Raw genomic sequence first — 14,691 nt, 5'->3', positions numbered from 1 at the left:
TCGGCTCTGATTCAATCAGAGCCGATTAGTCCTGGCACTATTGATCACCCCCGAACATAGTCGCCCGGTGCATCGGGCAAATTTCTGCCCTCCGCCGTGCCAATGCGCGGCGGCTCAGATAGCTCCCCGGACCGGGCGGCCAGCCATTTGGTCCATTCCGGCCACCACGACCCTTCGACCGGCGCTACCGTCTTTAGCCATTCGTCGGGACCGGTATAGGTGGCATGTGCCGGCTTCGTCCTGACCCGATAGCTGTGCCCCTGCTCGCTCGGCGGCGCCACGATGCCTGCATTGTGGCCGCCGCTGGTCAAAAGATACGTCACGTCCGCATCTACCAGAAAATTTATCTTGTAAGTCGATTTCCAGGGCGCGACGTGATCGCGCAGCGTGCCGACCACGAACATCGGCGTGTGAATATCCGCCAGCGAGATCGGCTTGCCCTCGACGAGGTAACGGCCCTCCGCCAGATCGTTGTCGAGGAACAGCTTGCGCAGATATTCCGAATGCATCCGGTATGGCAGGCGGGTGGCATCGGCGTTCCAGGCCATGAGGTCGCTCGGCGGCGCCCGCTCGCCCATCAAATAGTCGCGGGTCATCCGCGACCAGATCAGATCGTTCGAGCGCAGCAGCTGGAATGCGCCTGCCATCTGGGTGGTGTCGAGTACACCGTGCTGCCACGTCATGTCTTCGAGAAATGTGACCTGGCTTTCGTTGATGAACAGGGTCAGTTCACCAGCTTCAGTAAAATCCGTTTGCGCGGCCAGCAAGTTGATTGACTTCAACCTGTTGTCGCCCTCGCGTGCCATGGTCGCGGCGGCGATCGACAACAATGTCCCGCCAAGGCAATAGCCCAACGCATGGACTTGACGGCCAGGTACGATGTCTTCGATGGCGGCCAACGCCGCTTCCACCCCGAGCACGCGATAGTCGTCGAAGGCGATATCGCGGTCAGCGGCTCCAGGATTGCGCCATGAGATCATGAATACGGTAAAACCCTGGCCGGTGAGATAGCTCACCAGCGAGTTCTGCGGCGACAGATCCAGAATGTAGTATTTCATGATCCAGGCCGGCACGATCAGGATCGGCTCCGGATGTACCTTGCCGGTGACCGGATAATACTGGATCAGTTCAATCAGCTCGTTGCGGAACACGACCTTGCCGCGTGACGTGGCAACGGTTTCGCCGACGACAAAATCGCCGGCGTTGGCCGATGCCTTGCCGCCCGACAACAGGCGCATCCAGTCGCTACAAAAATTCTGCCAGCCGAGCAGAAAATTCTCGCCGCCGCTCTGGAACGCCTTCTGCAACACTTCGGGATTGGTCGCGGCGAAATTGGACGGTGCCAGCACGTTCAGCATCTGCCGGACGGAGAACTCGACGATCGCCTCGTTCTGCTTTGCAACTCCGCGCACCCCAGTGGTCGCGTTGTGCCACCATTGCTCCCCCAGCAGAAACGCTTGCGCGAATAGATTGAACGGCGGACTTTCCCACTCCGGCCGGGCAAAGCGCCGGTCCTGCGGCTGCGGCTTGATCAGCGACCAGGGCCCCTGATCGGGCTTTAGATATTGCTGTGCGGATTCGATCAGCCGCTTCGCATCCTGAACCGCCTCCTGCGAGATCTCGATCTGCCGCTGCGGCGATGCCGCCAGATGCGAGAGCCAGTCGGTGTAGGCAAGCAACAGGGCAACGGGCGAAATGCCCCCTGTCAGGCGCGCCAACATCGCATGAAACGCGCGATCGGCCTGATGGGCCTCGCCTTCGGTTTGCTGGCGCGCTTGCACTGCTGTCGCCAGTACGTCACCCGCCACGGCGGGCGCAAGGCTGGAAACGGCTGACGCTTCAGCCTTCGGCATGGTCGATGTCAGCGGCATGGAACTCCAATCAGTTCAGCGGATGGCTCTTGAACAGGCTGGAAGTAGCTTCGATCAGTCGTTCGCCATGCCTGAACAGCCGATCGCAGTCGCGGCGTACAAACTCGATCTGGTGTTTGCTGCATTCCTCGTACATCGTCCTGATGTCCTTGACGGAATGCGCACCGGACATCTTCGATGCGAGCTCCGAGAACAGGTGCATCTCGGTCTGTGCCCGCTCAACCATCGCATTGCCGGTAAATACCAGTTCCTCGAGCATCAATTTTTGTGCCCCGAAGACGAAGTTGGCGACGCGCTGATTGGCCTTGGCCATTTGGGTGGCAGCTTCGGCCGTTGCCTGCTCTGGGCTCACTGCATCCGCTTCTGAAAGCTCTGGCATGGACATGATGACCTCCGGTCTTGCGTTGCCTGAATTCCTACACCCCCAATTCAGCGAGCTTATTGAGCTACATCAAACCATTCAGATCGAGCCCCCGTCAGGCCCGCTTTCTTGAGGCAAATCAACGGCCTCCTCGGGATTTTCCGGATCGATCCAGACGACGGCGTGGTTATGAACAGTCATGGCTTTTCTCTTTGTTTGAGCGAAAGATCAGAGTGGCGCCGCCAGGGCCTTGCGGCGCATCGCCCGGTCAGTGCGACATCAGCACCGGAACCGTCATAGATTCGAATATGCCGCGGGTGACGCCACCGAGGATGCGTTCTCTCAGGCGGGAGTGACCGTACCCGCCCATCACCAGCAGGCCGACATCGATATCGGCCGCGATCGACAGGATGGTGCCGTGAACATTTTCCCGGTCAGCCGTCAGCCGCTCAGCGCGCGCCTTGATGCCGCGCCGAGCGAGATGAGCGACGATCTGATCCGAACTTGCTTCGTTGTCGTCGTGCCGATCCTCGTTTACGGCAATCACGGTGACGGCGTGGGCGGCGGTCAAAAACGGCAGCGCATCGCGCAACGCTCGAGCGGCCAGCCGGCTTCCGTCCCAGGCAATCCCGACATGGCGTGCATCGAGCTGTCCCTTGTGGATGTAGGGGACCATCAGCATCGGTCCACCGGAATTGAACAGAATCGCCTGCGGAATGATGTTGTCATAACTGGAATGGGAGGCTTCCGGCTGAAGCACGACCGTTAGATCATAAAGCCGCGCAAGCTCTCCCATGGTTTCTTCGGCCTCGGCGGGGATCGCCGCCAACGTCCGGGCGCCGTACGCGATATTGGCGAGCTTGGCCTCGATTTCGAACACCGAGATCGCCGCATTTGCCCTCTCGAGGGCCCGATCGTGCTCAACTCCCATCACGGCGGCAACGGCGGCGCCGCCACCTTCGACCACCATCCCGACGGCGCTCATGGATTCATAGCCGATGGCGATGGCATCGAGATGGGATCGACGCGCTGTGGCCAGCGAGACCGCCGCGTCAACCACCGGCCTGACGGATCGCTCCGTCGGAATATGAACCAGAATATTCTTGAACATGGTCGTTCTCCCAAGCATTTGCGAAGCGGCACGGTCATCACGATCAGACGTGGCCGAATGTCTTCTCGACCTCTCTGCACATGCAAAAGTATCTGACAGTTCCGCTGCCAAGGTTGACGCACATCAAACCTGGCGAAGGCGGACCCAAGGATAGTTAGCGGTGGCATGGAAACAATACCCGTACGGTCGAGCGCGACGTCAGCGCGCCTCGACCGGCTTGAGGCCGCGATAAGCTTCGACCGCGGCCGCCAGCAGCTTCTTCTTTTGTTGTCGATAGCCCGGTGGCCGGAGATTACCTTGCTTGCCGCCTTCAGGCGGCAGCGATCCGGCACCAAGGCGGCCGAAGCGCTCCAGATCGCGAAGATCACCCAATACGCGCTGGAGGCGCTTTGCCGGTCGGTGCAATCGGCGGAATTCGCCACGCACGGATACCGGAACAATGTCGGTCAGCACTTCCAGCATGTACCGCAGACGTTTCGCCTTGATCCGCAGCCGGTGACGGCGCGACGCGCCCATGGTCTTGAGACGGCGCCCGTTGCGGATCAGCCGCTTATGCCAGCGATCAAGCTTATGCTTGCTGTAGCTCCTCAGCGGCTCGGCGAGCTTGCGACGCTCGGCCTTCTTCCAACGTGCGACCCACGGACCGCGCTCTATCCAGTCTGACAGTCCCTCCATCAGGCGCCGGAACCGTTGGGATCTCAGGCAACGAACGAGCCGGCGATGATCCCGCAACCGGCGGACATCGAGATCCTGGCCGATCGTGCCCTGGGCCCATGTCCGGTACCGCTTGCGGCCTGCATAATCCACGGCGACGTCGGTATCGCGCGCGGCGCCGAGCGATCCGTTCAGCCAGGCTATTTCCTTCTTGAAGCGGAGCCATTCCGCGTCGACCGTCATCGGCGCGAAAAAGGATACGGCCGCCCGCAACCGCGTGATGGCCACGCGGATCTGATGCACGGCTTCGGCATCGCCGGCGCACGCACTGCTGTGATGCGCTGTTATCCTTGCGGTGCAGTCCCGTGCGATACCCTGGAACGCCGCCGCGCAATCTAGCCGGACCGCCGTCGATGATGGCTTGCGCCCGCTATATGCAGGCTTCGTTTTTCCGGACTCCCGTGTCTGGCCCATCCTCGTCACCGGCTATCAAGCGGGGCCGGGCCAAGCGTGGAAAGCCAGGCCATGCTCCGGTGCAGCGTGTCGTTGGGGCTTCCCGAAGCATCGACCACATGCCAGACGATCGCGCCGATCGCCGACGCCTCCTGCTTCAAGGCGACGTCCCGCGTCGCATCCGACGCGTCGTTTTTCCGTTGGGCGATCCGCGCCAGCCGCGTCGGAAGATCCGCCGTCAGGAACAGGCCGACGAAATGCGCGTTGTGCCTGCGTGCCAGATCGAAGAGCGCTTTTCGCTGGGTCTCCTGCATAAACGAGGCATCGAGGACGACCGAGCAGCCTTGCGCCAAAACGCGTTGCGCGGTATTCGAAAGCACATCGTAGACGCGCTGCGAGGTATCGGCTTGATAGGCCGTCTCCGGCAGGCCTGTGGTTTCGCTGACGTCAAACAGGCGTTTGCGAACGACATCCGAACGGACAATGACGGCGCCGGGCACGGGCTCGATAATGCCCGCAAGCCCCCGCGCCAAAATCGACTTCCCGGTCCCGGACAGACCACCGATCGCGACCAGCCGCGGGGGCTTTGGCATGGCGAGGCGTCCCGCAAGGTCGAAATATTGCTTCGCGTCATGCCAGGCCGCCCCTCCGCCCCCGGCCTGCTCGCTTTTCATAAAAAGCACGTGGGCCCGAATGGCCGCCCGCATCGAAAGGAACAGCGGTAGCACGGCGAGGCCGTCCAGATTTTCGTCGGATGCCCCGGCGAGATAGCGATTGAAGAGAATGTTTGCCGCCGCGCCATTCCGGAAATGAATCAGGTCCATCAGCATAAACGCAAGATCGTAGAGGATATCCGTCGTGGCGATGTCCGGATCGAATTCGATGGCGTCGAACAGCAATGGCCGGCCGTCCACCAGCGCAATGTTGGCAAGATGGAGATCGCCATGGCAGCGCCGCACGAAGCCTTGCCTGGCGCGACGGGCCAACGTCGTTCGAAGCATCGTTACATGATCGCGGCTACCGGCATCGAGCCGATCGATGGCTGCTGCGTCAAGCCCGCGCACCGTATGGAATTTCGCGGTGTTGCGGTCGATGATTGGGGAGTTGGAGGCGAGCCAATTCTCGCCGCCGGCGCGAGGTGCCCTGTCGTGCGATTGCAGGATTTTGTCGGCAAGGGCGATCGCAAGCGCCGGCTCGATCGGTTGCGCCGCCGCAAGGCGATCAAGCGTCCGCTCCTCGTCGAAGCGCGCCATTTCGACCGCCCATTCGACCGGAACTCCGCTTCCGCCGATTTCAAGGGAGCCGTCGTTACGGCGTGTGATCGCGACCACGCGTCGATAGAGTTCCGGCGCATTGCCGGCATTGACTTTCAATTCCTCTTCGCAGGCGCGCCTGCGTTTTTCGAGCGTCGAATAATCGAGAAATGGCAATCGTACGGCGCGCTTGATCTTCAATGCGATGCCGTCGCCGAGAAGGACAACCGAGGCGTGGGTGTCGATCCGCCTGCCGCCTTTCGCCGCGCCAAACCGGGAGCCATCGAGAAACCCGAGTACCCGGCCCTGACGGTCGGCTTCGGAGACTGTCTCAGCCTCGGCGGGAGGTTCCGGCGTCATGACCGCAACACGGCAGCGCCGGTGATCTGTCCCGACCGCAACTTCGACAGCACCTCGTTGGCCTCTCGCAGCGGAAAGACGGTGGTATGCGTCTTGATGCCCGCTTGCGCTGCGATCGCAAAGAATTCCATTCCGTCGCTCCGCGTGAGGTTGGCTACGGAAAGAAGCTGCCGTTCCTCCCAAAGGATATTGTAGGGGAAAGAAGGGATGTCCGACATGTGAATCCCTGCACAAACGACGCAGCCGCCCTTTCGCACGGCGCGCAACGCCGTCGGCACGAGCGCGCCGACCGGCGCATAGATGATGGCGGCGTCCAGCGGAACCGAGGGCCGCTGATCCGAGCCTCCGGCCCAATCGCAGCCGATGGAAACGGCCAGGCGTTGCGCTTCGATATCACCCTCGCGCGTGAACGCATAAACCGAACGTCCTTGCCAGCGCGCTACCTGGGCGATGATGTGCCCGGCGGCACCGAAACCGTAGATACCGAGACGCCTCCCGTCTCCGGCCATGACCAGGGAGCGCCAGCCGATCAGGCCCGCGCAGAGCAGCGGCGCGATCGCGACGTCATCGCCCGCCTCGCCGAGCGGAAAGCAGTAACGGGCGTCGGCGACGAGGTGTGTGGCAAAACCGCCGTCGCGCGTGTAGCCCGTGAACAGCGGACGGTCACAAAGATTTTCCCGGCCGCTCCTGCAATAGGCACATTCGCCACAGGTGTAACCGAGCCAGGGAACCCCGACACGATCGCCGATCTTGACGGCGGCTACCCCGGGGCCAAGCATGTCTACGCGGCCGACCACCTCATGACCGGGAACGATGGGATAGCTGATGCCGGGCAGTTCGCCATCCACGACATGCAGGTCGGTCCGGCACACACCGCAGGCGCTGATCGCGATGCGCACGGCTCCAGGTCCCGGCGCCGGATCGTCCCGTTGCTGAAACTGGAGCGGAGCGCCGGGCGCCGTCAGAACCATGGCGTGCATCGCGTGTGCCGTCCTCACCACAAGCGATCGTACCCTATCCATGGCAGCGCGGCCAAAGTTTGATCCTCATCAAACGGGTTCGATCCGGCTCCCGCTATGATGGCTTCAGAACAGGAGATTAGCCATGCGCGCCCATCAAATCATGACCCGGTCCGTCTATTCGGTCTTGCCGGAGGCTACCATCCTCGAGGCCGCAAACATCATGCTGCAGCGGCATATCAGCGGGCTTCCCGTCGTCGATGCCGCCGGAAAACTGGTTGGCATCGTCTCGGAAGGCGATTTCATCCGCCGCAGCGAAATTGGTACCCAGCGCAAGCGGGGCCGCTGGCTCAAATTCCTTCTTGGCGCAGGCGAAGCGGCAACCGAGTTCGTTCATGAACACGGCCGCAAGATATCCGAGGTCATGACCAGAGATCCGCTGACCATCTCCGAGGATACGCCACTCGAGGAAATTGTGAAGACAATGGAGAACAATGGCGTCAAGCGCCTGCCGGTCATGCGCGGAGACAAGCTCGTCGGTATCGTGTCACGTGCCAACCTGCTACAGGCCGTCGCGACACTCGCCCGGGACATCCCCGATCCGACCGCCGACGACGATCATATCCGCCGCCGTATCGTCGACACCCTAGGGAAGAACGACTGGTGTCCGTTCGGCCTCAACGTCGTCGTGCGCGACGGCATCGTTCATCTCAGCGGCGTTATCACCGAAGAGCGTTCCAGGCAGGCATCCATTGTCGGAGCGGAGAACGTTGCAGGTGTGAAGAAAGTTCACGACCATCTGTGCTGGGTCGACACCATGTCCGGAATGTATCTGGAGTCACCGGAAGACACGAACATGGCGAAGGCGAGCTAAGCCTGCTCCCGAAATGGCTGGTGCGGTTGAAGGCTACCGCGCCGGCGTGACCGAGTACCTTCCAGTACCCCCTTGCGCTGTTTGGTTGCGAGCTCCGGGCTTCCCTGTCAACCAGTTGGCGACAAGGTCGAAGGTAAAGCCTGAAACCTGATACTTCCGGTCATCGGTTTACCCGCAGATCGGAAACTTCCTCAGCGGAGGAGCGGCGCCTTGGCGCCCACGCATCGCTGCAAGGCGCGTATCACGTCTTCGCGTGAGATCATACCCGCCAGCCGCTGGTCGTTGTCGATCACCGGCATGCTGCGTATGCGATGATCGACCATTAGCTGAAGCACCCTGGTGAGTCTGGTGTCGGTCCCGACATAGATGAATTCCGAAGTCATGACATCAGCGACCGTGCGCTTCATCAGATCGCCGTAGCGCGGCATCATGTGCGCCGGGGTGAAGATGAAACAGGCAAGGTGGTCGAACTTCGACACCAGCCCCACGACTTGGCCGTTTTCTTCGACCGGGTAGGTGTTGAAGTCGTCTCTTTCAAAGAGATCGCCGAGTTCGCGCAGCGTGACGCCGCGTGCTACCGTCTTGACGTCGCGCGTCATATGGTCGGCGACGATCTGATCGATAAAGCTGTCCAAAACGTGATCCTCAGTCGAGACTCAACAACATTCAAGCAGACCGTCAGCCAGCGGCGTTGATTGAGATCAATATCAATGTGACAGCATGGAACAGCGGTTCGATGGATTGATGAGCCGTCGCGTCACGCCCCCGAGGATCCATTCGCTCAGCCGCGAGTGGCCATAAGCGCCGGCGATGACGACGCCAGCCCCTACGTCCGACGCGATCCTCTCCAGTTGCGTGGCGGCGTCGCCGCGCTGCTCGGGCACCAGTTGCGACGCACGCACGCCATGCCGCGACAACCACGCCACGACATCCCCCACCCGCGACAGTGCCGCCGGCCGGTCGGCCTCGTCCTCGACAATTTCGGCGACGGTGACTTCCTTCGCCTGACCAAGCAACGGCAGCGCATCGCTGACCGCGCGCCTCGCCTCGGCGGTGTCCTTCCAGGCAACCAGGACGCTTCGCAGGTCCAGCCAGTCGCAGGATTCGGGAACGACAAGCAGGGGGCGTCCCGTCTGCATCACGAGATCGCTCGGATTGACCTGCGCGAAAGGATCGGCAGAGGCGCCGCGGGTGGCTTCCCCGACCACGATGATATCGCAGGCGCGAGCCTGCCGAACGACATGTCGCGTTGGAAAATCCTCGGCGCAGCGCCATTCCAATTCAGCCGCACGGTTTTGCATGGCAGCGCGAAACTCGCCTTCCAACTCCGCCAGCCGATTCTTGACCGCGGCCCACCCCTGATCAATCAGCCTCTGGGCCGGTTCGCCTTCCGTGAAATAGAGCGGCGGAGTGAACTCGGCCGCGGCAACGCCGATTACTTTGGCGCCGAACCGTTCAGCCAGTTGGGCGGCAATTTCCAGCCGCGACTCATTTGGCTGGCCAAGCGCCATGCCGACCATCACCGTCGCATATTTCATTCTTGCCTCCGAAAACCCGGGTGGCACGATTTGTAGGGGTTCGGTCGAGCGAGGAACTGAGGCAGATCAAGAAATCGACAATTCGCCGTTGTGAGGCGCAGCCCCGGCGATTCGGCCGACGAGGACTTGCTGCAAAGCAGTAGCTTGCCATCGGGCATCTTGGTATTCTTCGGCGATGCCCGGCAATAAAGGCGGAACGTGACCACCATCGTACATCCAGCAACCGACGATCCCGTTCGAAACGAGCGTTTTCGGCTGGGTATCGAAGGATCCGGCATTGGCGTGTGGGATCTGGACCTTTCGACGCACCGGTTGCTTTGGTCGGATACGACCAGAGCGCTCTTTGGCGTTCCTCGGGACCTGCCCCTTACTTACGAACTGTTCCTTTCCCTTCTTGACCCGGAAGAGCGCGAAAGCACCCGGCAAGGCGTAGCGCAATCTGTCGAGACCGGCTGCGGTTTCGACATGCAATACCACGTCAACGGCCGATCGCAATCGCGCCAATGGGTTCGCGCGCGCGGCAGCATCGTAAGGGGCGAGCAAGGAGGACCTGGCCATCTCAGCGGGATCATGATCGACGTCGATGATCAGAAGCAGATTGAGCAAGCACTGAGAGTAAGTGAAAGTCACCTGCGGTCGATTCTCGACACCATTCCAGATGCAATGATCGTCATCGACGGCAACGGCATCATGCAGTTCTTCAGCAGCGCCGCCGAGCGGCAATTCGGCTACACGGAGCGCGAAGCCATCGGCCAGAACGTCAGCATTCTGATGCCCAATCCCGACCGCTCCCGCCACGACGGTTATCTCGCGCGCTATCGATCGACCGGCGAACGGCATATCATAGGAATCGGCAGAATCGTAACCGGTCAACGCAAGGACGGAACGACCTTCCCGATGCATCTTTCGATCGGTGAAATGCAATCCGGCGGAGCGCCCTACTTCACCGGCTTCGTCCGCGATCTGACCGAACATCAGCAGACCCAGGCGCGGCTTCAGGAACTGCAATCCGAGCTCGTTCACGTCTCGCGACTGAGCGCGATGGGAGAGATGGCCTCGGCGCTCGCGCACGAGCTCAATCAGCCGCTCGCCGCGATCAGCAATTACATGAAGGGGTCGCGCCGCCTGCTGAGCGCGAGCTCCGATCCCAACATTTCAAAGATTGAAAGCGCGCTGGACCGCGCCGCCGAACAGGCCATCCGCGCCGGGCAGATCATTCGGCGTCTTCGCGATTTCGTCGCCCGAGGGGAATCCGAGAAACGGGTCGAAAGCATTTCCAAACTGATCGAGGAGGCCGGGGCGCTCGGTCTGACCGGCGCCCGGGAGCAAGGCGTGCAGATTCGCTTCAACCTTGACTCGCTACACGATCAGGTGCTGGTCGATCGGGTCCAGATTCAGCAGGTCCTGGTCAATCTGTTTCGCAATGCGCTCGAGGCCATGGCGCAATCGTTGCGCCGCGAGCTCGCCGTTTCCAATGTTCCGGTTGCCGACGATATGATCGAAATCGTCGTCTCCGATACCGGATCCGGATTTGGGGACGACGTGGAGCAAAGCCTGTTCCAGACCTTCTTTACGACCAAGGAAACCGGCATGGGCGTGGGCCTGTCGATCAGCCGCTCGATCATCGAGGCGCATGGCGGCCGGATGTGGGCCGAAGGCAATCCTGCGGGTGGCGCGACGTTTCGCTTCACGCTGCCGGCAGCATCGAGCGAGAGTTTGACAGATGGCGCATAGAGGAAGGGTTTATGTCATTGATGATGACGAGGCGATGCGGGATTCACTCGATTTCCTGCTCGGTGCCGCCGACTTCAACGTCAGGCTGTTCGAGTCGGCCCTGCGTTTTCTCGACGCCCTTCCCGGTGTCGACTTTGGATGCGTGGTCTCCGACGTTCGCATGCCCGGCATCGACGGCATCGAACTTCTGAAGCGCCTGAAGGCGGACCGCAACACATTCCCGGTCCTGATCATGACAGGACACGGCGATGTTCCGCTGGCCGTCGAGGCGATGAAACAGGGCGCTGTCGATTTCCTCGAAAAGCCGTTCGAGGACGATCATCTGATCGGCATGATCGATATCGCGTTGAAGCAGGCTGAATCGGACGCGCGAAGCGAGGCCGCGACGCTGGATATAGCCGCCAGGGTCGCGAGTCTCAGCCCCAGGGAGCGTCAGGTCATGGAGGGCCTGATCGGAGGGCTCTCGAACAAGCTGATTGCCAGGGAGTATGATATCAGCCCGCGCACCATCGAGGTCTACCGCGCCAACGTCATGACCAAGATGCAGGCCGGGAGCCTCTCCGAGCTCGTCCGCCTTGCGATGCGGGCCGGCGCGATCAAGGATTGAGGAAAATCAAGTCGCCCCGCGCACAAATGCGCTTTCATCATTTAATGGATGAATATTTCCATATCAATCCGGGCGACGATTCCTGATGACTTCGGTACCCTCAGCGCCTGTTGTCTATGTTGTTGACGACGACACCGGCGTCCTCGGATCGCTGCGATTCCTGCTTGAAACCGACGGTTTCGACGTTCGGACTTTTCGCAGCGGCCCCGCCCTGTTGAACGGGAGCCTGGCGGGCGAGGCCGACTGCTTCGTGATCGACTACAAGATGCCGGCCATGAGCGGCATCGACCTGGCGAACCGGCTGCGAAACCGCCATATCGGCGCCCCGATCATTCTGATTACCGGCTATCCTGATGAAAATATTCAGGAAAAGGCCGCGACCGCCGGCATACGCCACGTGCTGCTGAAACCCCATCTCGAGGAAAGCCTCGCCAGCCGCATCAGGGGCGCGATTCAGGAGGGCCCGCCCCCGGCTCCCTGAGCTTGAACACTCGGGCCTCCGGTAAACTACTTAGGTTATTCCCCTTAAGATATTGAGCGAAGTTTTCAGAGCGGATCGCCCCACGTAGAACTCGGTCATCGCCGCAACGGAGATGGCTCATGTTCACCCAATCGCTCAACACCTCAATTGGATCCACCAAGGTTGTTCCGGTTCCCCCAGCCAGTCCCGACCAGTTCTGCGCCCTGACCGGGCATGCCGGCGTGGTGGCGACGGAGTTTTCGTACCGCAAGGACGAGGAGATCTACGGCGAGGATGAGCCGGCTGAATATGTCTATCAGATCATCCGCGGCGCGGTTCGGACCTACAAGCTGCTTTCCGATGGGCGCCGCCAGATCGGCACGTTTCATCTGCCGGGCGACATCTTCGGGCTCGAATTGGGCAGCAACCATCGCCTTGCGGCGGAAGCCATCATCGATACCACCGTGCGCTTGGTAAAACGCAGCAGCCTCGAGCAGGCGGCGGGCGTCGATGTCCGGGTCGCGCGCAAGCTCTGGAGCATGACGGCCGGCGAACTCCGGCATGCGGAAGATCACATGCTGCTGCTCGGGCGCAAAAGCGCGATGGAACGGGTCGCGAATTTCCTGCTCGAGATGGATCGCCGCCTCGCCGTCGCCGGGATGATGGCGCTGCCGATGTGCCGCCGCGACATCGGCGATTATCTCGGACTGACGCTGGAGACGGTGTCGCGGGCGCTTTCACAGCTCCATGGCGAGGGCGTGTTGGGATTTTCAGGCGCAAGGCAGATCGTGCTGCGCAACCGCCAGCGCCTGCGGAACATGGACGCCTGAGGCTCGGCTTCGGGCCGGTCCGGCAGCACGGAAGCAGCGCAATGATCGAAGCACAGCGCGCATCCCGGCTTCTCGTATCGAAGCGCCAAGGCTCCTTGTCCGCGCAAGGAGCCGCTCAGCGGAGCGCCCTGTCGACGCCCGGGAATGCCGCGCTGCTTTTGCAGGCACCGCTCCCGCCCGCGCGTCCAATGGGCAGCGTCTACCTCCGCATCCGCGCCCGCCTGAAAGCTCTGATCGAACGGATTGACCTTACGAATTTCCCGGGATCATGCTGCGGATGATCGCGCGGCGATCCCCGTTCGCGTCAGGACGGGAATTCGGCATCGGCGATGTGAACGCGGTCGGCATGGAGCAACCAATCCCCAACGTTCTCGGTCTCGCAAAATTTCGCCTTCGCCAACTCGGCGGCATCGGTCAGGCATGACGCCTCGATCTCGACCGAACGCTGGCAAATCTCGGCTTCGTGCCCGTTTTCGCCGAGCACGTCTTTCATGAATCGAGCGATATAGTGTGCCATGTTGGGCTCCCGCCTGGTTTCGATTAACCTTCGTTTCAGTCTATGGCATGCAAAGCCGTTCGGTTTGACGCAGGTCAAACGGCAACGAACCACGCAAAATCGACAACCCCCTGTTGCGCCCGGCGCGTCGACCATGCGGGCCGCGCCGTGAGCAGGACCAGACCAAAAGGCAGAATCCGCCAAACCAATTTCTGTCGGGGACCCCGCGATCGGCAGCGGCCTCAATTGGCTCGCGAGCAAGAGGATACTCCCATGGATGCGGGTCGCAATCACAATGTAGATCGCCCATCCGTGCGGCCTGAAACAGCAGACCCGATCTGCCCGGATCATATTGAAAGGACCCGGGAACGACCAAACACAGCGCATGTCTGTACCGCACGCCGGTAAAAGGGCCGGTGCAAGCACGATCTCCACGCCGGCACCACCGCCCCGGCATTACGAGCAATACTGCCCCAAGCGCCGGCGATCGACGGAGCGGGCCAACAGCCCTGACCCAATCGTTAGCTCCGGCCGGTGAGCAACCGGCTGAAAGCGATTGAGAAACCGAGGAAGGCCGCAGCCCACGCGAAGGCGGCAAGAAGCAGCAACGGTCCGTAATGCGATGGATCGACGGCCGCGCAAATCCGTGCGCGAGTCCGATCGCGGCCCGGAAGATCCGCAAACCCATGCCTTCGGCAGCTTCGGCGCTAGCGAGAACGGGTTGCTCGACCTCGGCGGCAACGTCTGGGAATGGACCAGATACGTGCTTCATCCGGACCGCGCTGGACAATGCCGGCAGTGTGCTGTCGAAAAATCCTAATTGCGGCGTACGGGTCGCCGAAGGGCAGCACCGCGCCTACGTCACCGACTTCATCCGCGACGCCCGCGCCGGTGGCTGTGACACCGGCCTGCCGCCGCGCAATCTCGGGTTCCGGCTGGTTCGTGAGCCGAAGGCTTCGGCAATATCGGCTTTGCCCGAAAGCTGCGCGAACAGCTCCAGCCGGTCAGATCCACGTCCAAGCCAGGGCAATTTAATTTCTCCCTTCTCCCCGAAGTAAGCAACTAGCCCGAAGTTTTCACCCATGAATCGCATAAGTATCTGATGCGGTTTGATCATTCGTCCGCGAGGC

14 protein-coding genes and 1 pseudogene are annotated in these 14,691 nt (G+C 61.4%); 6 read left to right on the top strand and 9 right to left on the bottom strand.

All coding sequences use genetic code 11. From position 1 onward, the window contains the following. Positions 1-44: 44 nt before the first annotated feature. The 6 genes from V1289_RS39980 to V1289_RS39955 all read right to left on the bottom strand — a co-directional run bounded on the left by V1289_RS39980 (position 45) and on the right by V1289_RS39955 (position 7,043). Complete coding sequence (locus tag V1289_RS39980; RefSeq protein WP_334404606.1) at positions 45-1,871, bottom strand: PHA/PHB synthase family protein; 1,827 nt, start codon at positions 1,869-1,871, stop codon at positions 45-47. A gap of 10 nt (positions 1,872-1,881) precedes the next feature. After that, entirely contained in the window at positions 1,882-2,256 is a 375-nt protein-coding gene (locus V1289_RS39975) for a hypothetical protein (protein ID WP_334404605.1), read from the bottom strand. A gap of 244 nt (positions 2,257-2,500) precedes the next feature. Further along, positions 2,501-3,343: a universal stress protein gene (locus V1289_RS39970; RefSeq protein WP_334404603.1), complete on the bottom strand. Its 843-nt coding sequence runs from the start codon at positions 3,341-3,343 to the stop codon at positions 2,501-2,503. Positions 3,344-3,541: 198 nt separating this feature from the next. Further along, the gene (locus V1289_RS39965) at positions 3,542-4,471 is read right to left on the bottom strand and encodes a CHAD domain-containing protein (RefSeq protein WP_334404601.1); all 930 of its coding nucleotides are present in this window, start codon (positions 4,469-4,471) and stop codon (positions 3,542-3,544) included. Positions 4,472-4,476: 5 nt separating this feature from the next. Next, on the bottom strand, positions 4,477-6,063 hold the full coding sequence (locus V1289_RS39960; RefSeq protein ID WP_334404599.1) for a bifunctional aminoglycoside phosphotransferase/ATP-binding protein: 1,587 nt from the start codon (positions 6,061-6,063) through the stop codon (positions 4,477-4,479). Beyond that, positions 6,060-7,043 (bottom strand): zinc-dependent alcohol dehydrogenase family protein, encoded by a 984-nt coding sequence (locus tag V1289_RS39955; protein WP_334404597.1) that lies wholly within the window; start codon positions 7,041-7,043, stop codon positions 6,060-6,062. The genes V1289_RS39960 and V1289_RS39955 overlap by 4 nt, the downstream gene beginning before the upstream one ends. A gap of 124 nt (positions 7,044-7,167) precedes the next feature. Between V1289_RS39955 and V1289_RS39950 the strand changes: the two genes are divergently transcribed. Further along, a complete protein-coding gene (locus tag V1289_RS39950) occupies positions 7,168-7,896 on the top strand; it encodes a CBS domain-containing protein (protein ID WP_309183987.1) in 729 nt (242 codons plus the stop codon). Between the two features lie 191 nt (positions 7,897-8,087). On the opposite strand, the gene V1289_RS39945 is transcribed toward V1289_RS39950, so the two are convergent. Together V1289_RS39945 and V1289_RS39940 are read right to left on the bottom strand one after the other, a co-directional pair. Then, on the bottom strand, positions 8,088-8,495 hold the full coding sequence (locus V1289_RS39945) for a CBS domain-containing protein (RefSeq protein WP_442896222.1): 408 nt from the start codon (positions 8,493-8,495) through the stop codon (positions 8,088-8,090). Positions 8,496-8,603: 108 nt separating this feature from the next. Continuing rightward, positions 8,604-9,434: a universal stress protein gene (locus V1289_RS39940; protein ID WP_334404593.1), complete on the bottom strand. Its 831-nt coding sequence runs from the start codon at positions 9,432-9,434 to the stop codon at positions 8,604-8,606. A gap of 198 nt (positions 9,435-9,632) precedes the next feature. Here V1289_RS39940 and fixL point away from each other — a divergent pair, with 198 nt between their 5' ends. The 4 genes from fixL (at position 9,633) to V1289_RS39920 (ending at position 13,065) form a co-directional block, all read left to right on the top strand. Continuing rightward, a complete protein-coding gene (fixL, locus tag V1289_RS39935; protein ID WP_334404592.1) occupies positions 9,633-11,168 on the top strand; it encodes a sensor protein FixL in 1,536 nt (511 codons plus the stop codon). Beyond that, positions 11,158-11,775, top strand: coding sequence for a response regulator FixJ (fixJ, locus tag V1289_RS39930; RefSeq protein ID WP_334404590.1), 618 nt, complete (start codon positions 11,158-11,160; stop codon positions 11,773-11,775). Before fixL ends, fixJ begins: the two co-directional genes overlap by 11 nt. A gap of 85 nt (positions 11,776-11,860) precedes the next feature. Beyond that, entirely contained in the window at positions 11,861-12,256 is a 396-nt protein-coding gene (locus V1289_RS39925) for a response regulator transcription factor (protein WP_334404588.1), read from the top strand. A 119-nt stretch (positions 12,257-12,375) separates the two neighbouring features. Continuing rightward, a complete protein-coding gene (locus V1289_RS39920; RefSeq protein WP_334404587.1) occupies positions 12,376-13,065 on the top strand; it encodes a helix-turn-helix domain-containing protein in 690 nt (229 codons plus the stop codon). 304 nt (positions 13,066-13,369) lie between these two features. Here V1289_RS39920 and V1289_RS39915 read toward each other — a convergent pair whose 3' ends face one another. Beyond that, a complete protein-coding gene (locus V1289_RS39915; RefSeq protein WP_334404586.1) occupies positions 13,370-13,582 on the bottom strand; it encodes a hypothetical protein in 213 nt (70 codons plus the stop codon). Positions 13,583-14,210: 628 nt separating this feature from the next. On the opposite strand from V1289_RS39915, the pseudogene V1289_RS39910 reads away from it, so the two are divergent. After that, positions 14,211-14,619, top strand: a pseudogene (locus V1289_RS39910) (SUMF1/EgtB/PvdO family nonheme iron enzyme); the annotation flags it as partial. Between the last annotated feature and the right edge of the window lie 72 nt (positions 14,620-14,691).

This window comes from Bradyrhizobium sp. AZCC 2289, assembly GCF_036924615.1.
In the GTDB taxonomy this organism is placed as follows: domain Bacteria; phylum Pseudomonadota; class Alphaproteobacteria; order Rhizobiales; family Xanthobacteraceae; genus Bradyrhizobium.
The sequence above is the reverse complement of the archived record's forward strand: the minus strand, read 5'-3'. Positions and strand labels throughout refer to the sequence as shown.

Coding starts and splice junctions, on each gene's coding strand:
- V1289_RS39940 (WP_334404593.1), bottom strand. CDS start 9,434: ATGAAATATGCGACGGTGATGGTCGGCATGGCGCTTGGCCAGCCAAAT.
- V1289_RS39920 (WP_334404587.1), top strand. CDS start 12,376: ATGTTCACCCAATCGCTCAACACCTCAATTGGATCCACCAAGGTTGTT.
- V1289_RS39915 (WP_334404586.1), bottom strand. CDS start 13,582: ATGGCACACTATATCGCTCGATTCATGAAAGACGTGCTCGGCGAAAAC.
- V1289_RS39945 (WP_442896222.1), bottom strand. CDS start 8,495: ATGACGCGCGACGTCAAGACGGTAGCACGCGGCGTCACGCTGCGCGAA.
- V1289_RS39975 (WP_334404605.1), bottom strand. CDS start 2,256: ATGTCCATGCCAGAGCTTTCAGAAGCGGATGCAGTGAGCCCAGAGCAG.
- V1289_RS39970 (WP_334404603.1), bottom strand. CDS start 3,343: ATGTTCAAGAATATTCTGGTTCATATTCCGACGGAGCGATCCGTCAGG.
- V1289_RS39980 (WP_334404606.1), bottom strand. CDS start 1,871: ATGCCGCTGACATCGACCATGCCGAAGGCTGAAGCGTCAGCCGTTTCC.
- V1289_RS39925 (WP_334404588.1), top strand. CDS start 11,861: ATGACTTCGGTACCCTCAGCGCCTGTTGTCTATGTTGTTGACGACGAC.
- V1289_RS39965 (WP_334404601.1), bottom strand. CDS start 4,471: ATGGGCCAGACACGGGAGTCCGGAAAAACGAAGCCTGCATATAGCGGG.
- V1289_RS39950 (WP_309183987.1), top strand. CDS start 7,168: ATGCGCGCCCATCAAATCATGACCCGGTCCGTCTATTCGGTCTTGCCG.
- V1289_RS39955 (WP_334404597.1), bottom strand. CDS start 7,043: ATGCACGCCATGGTTCTGACGGCGCCCGGCGCTCCGCTCCAGTTTCAG.
- fixJ (WP_334404590.1), top strand. CDS start 11,158: ATGGCGCATAGAGGAAGGGTTTATGTCATTGATGATGACGAGGCGATG.
- V1289_RS39960 (WP_334404599.1), bottom strand. CDS start 6,063: ATGACGCCGGAACCTCCCGCCGAGGCTGAGACAGTCTCCGAAGCCGAC.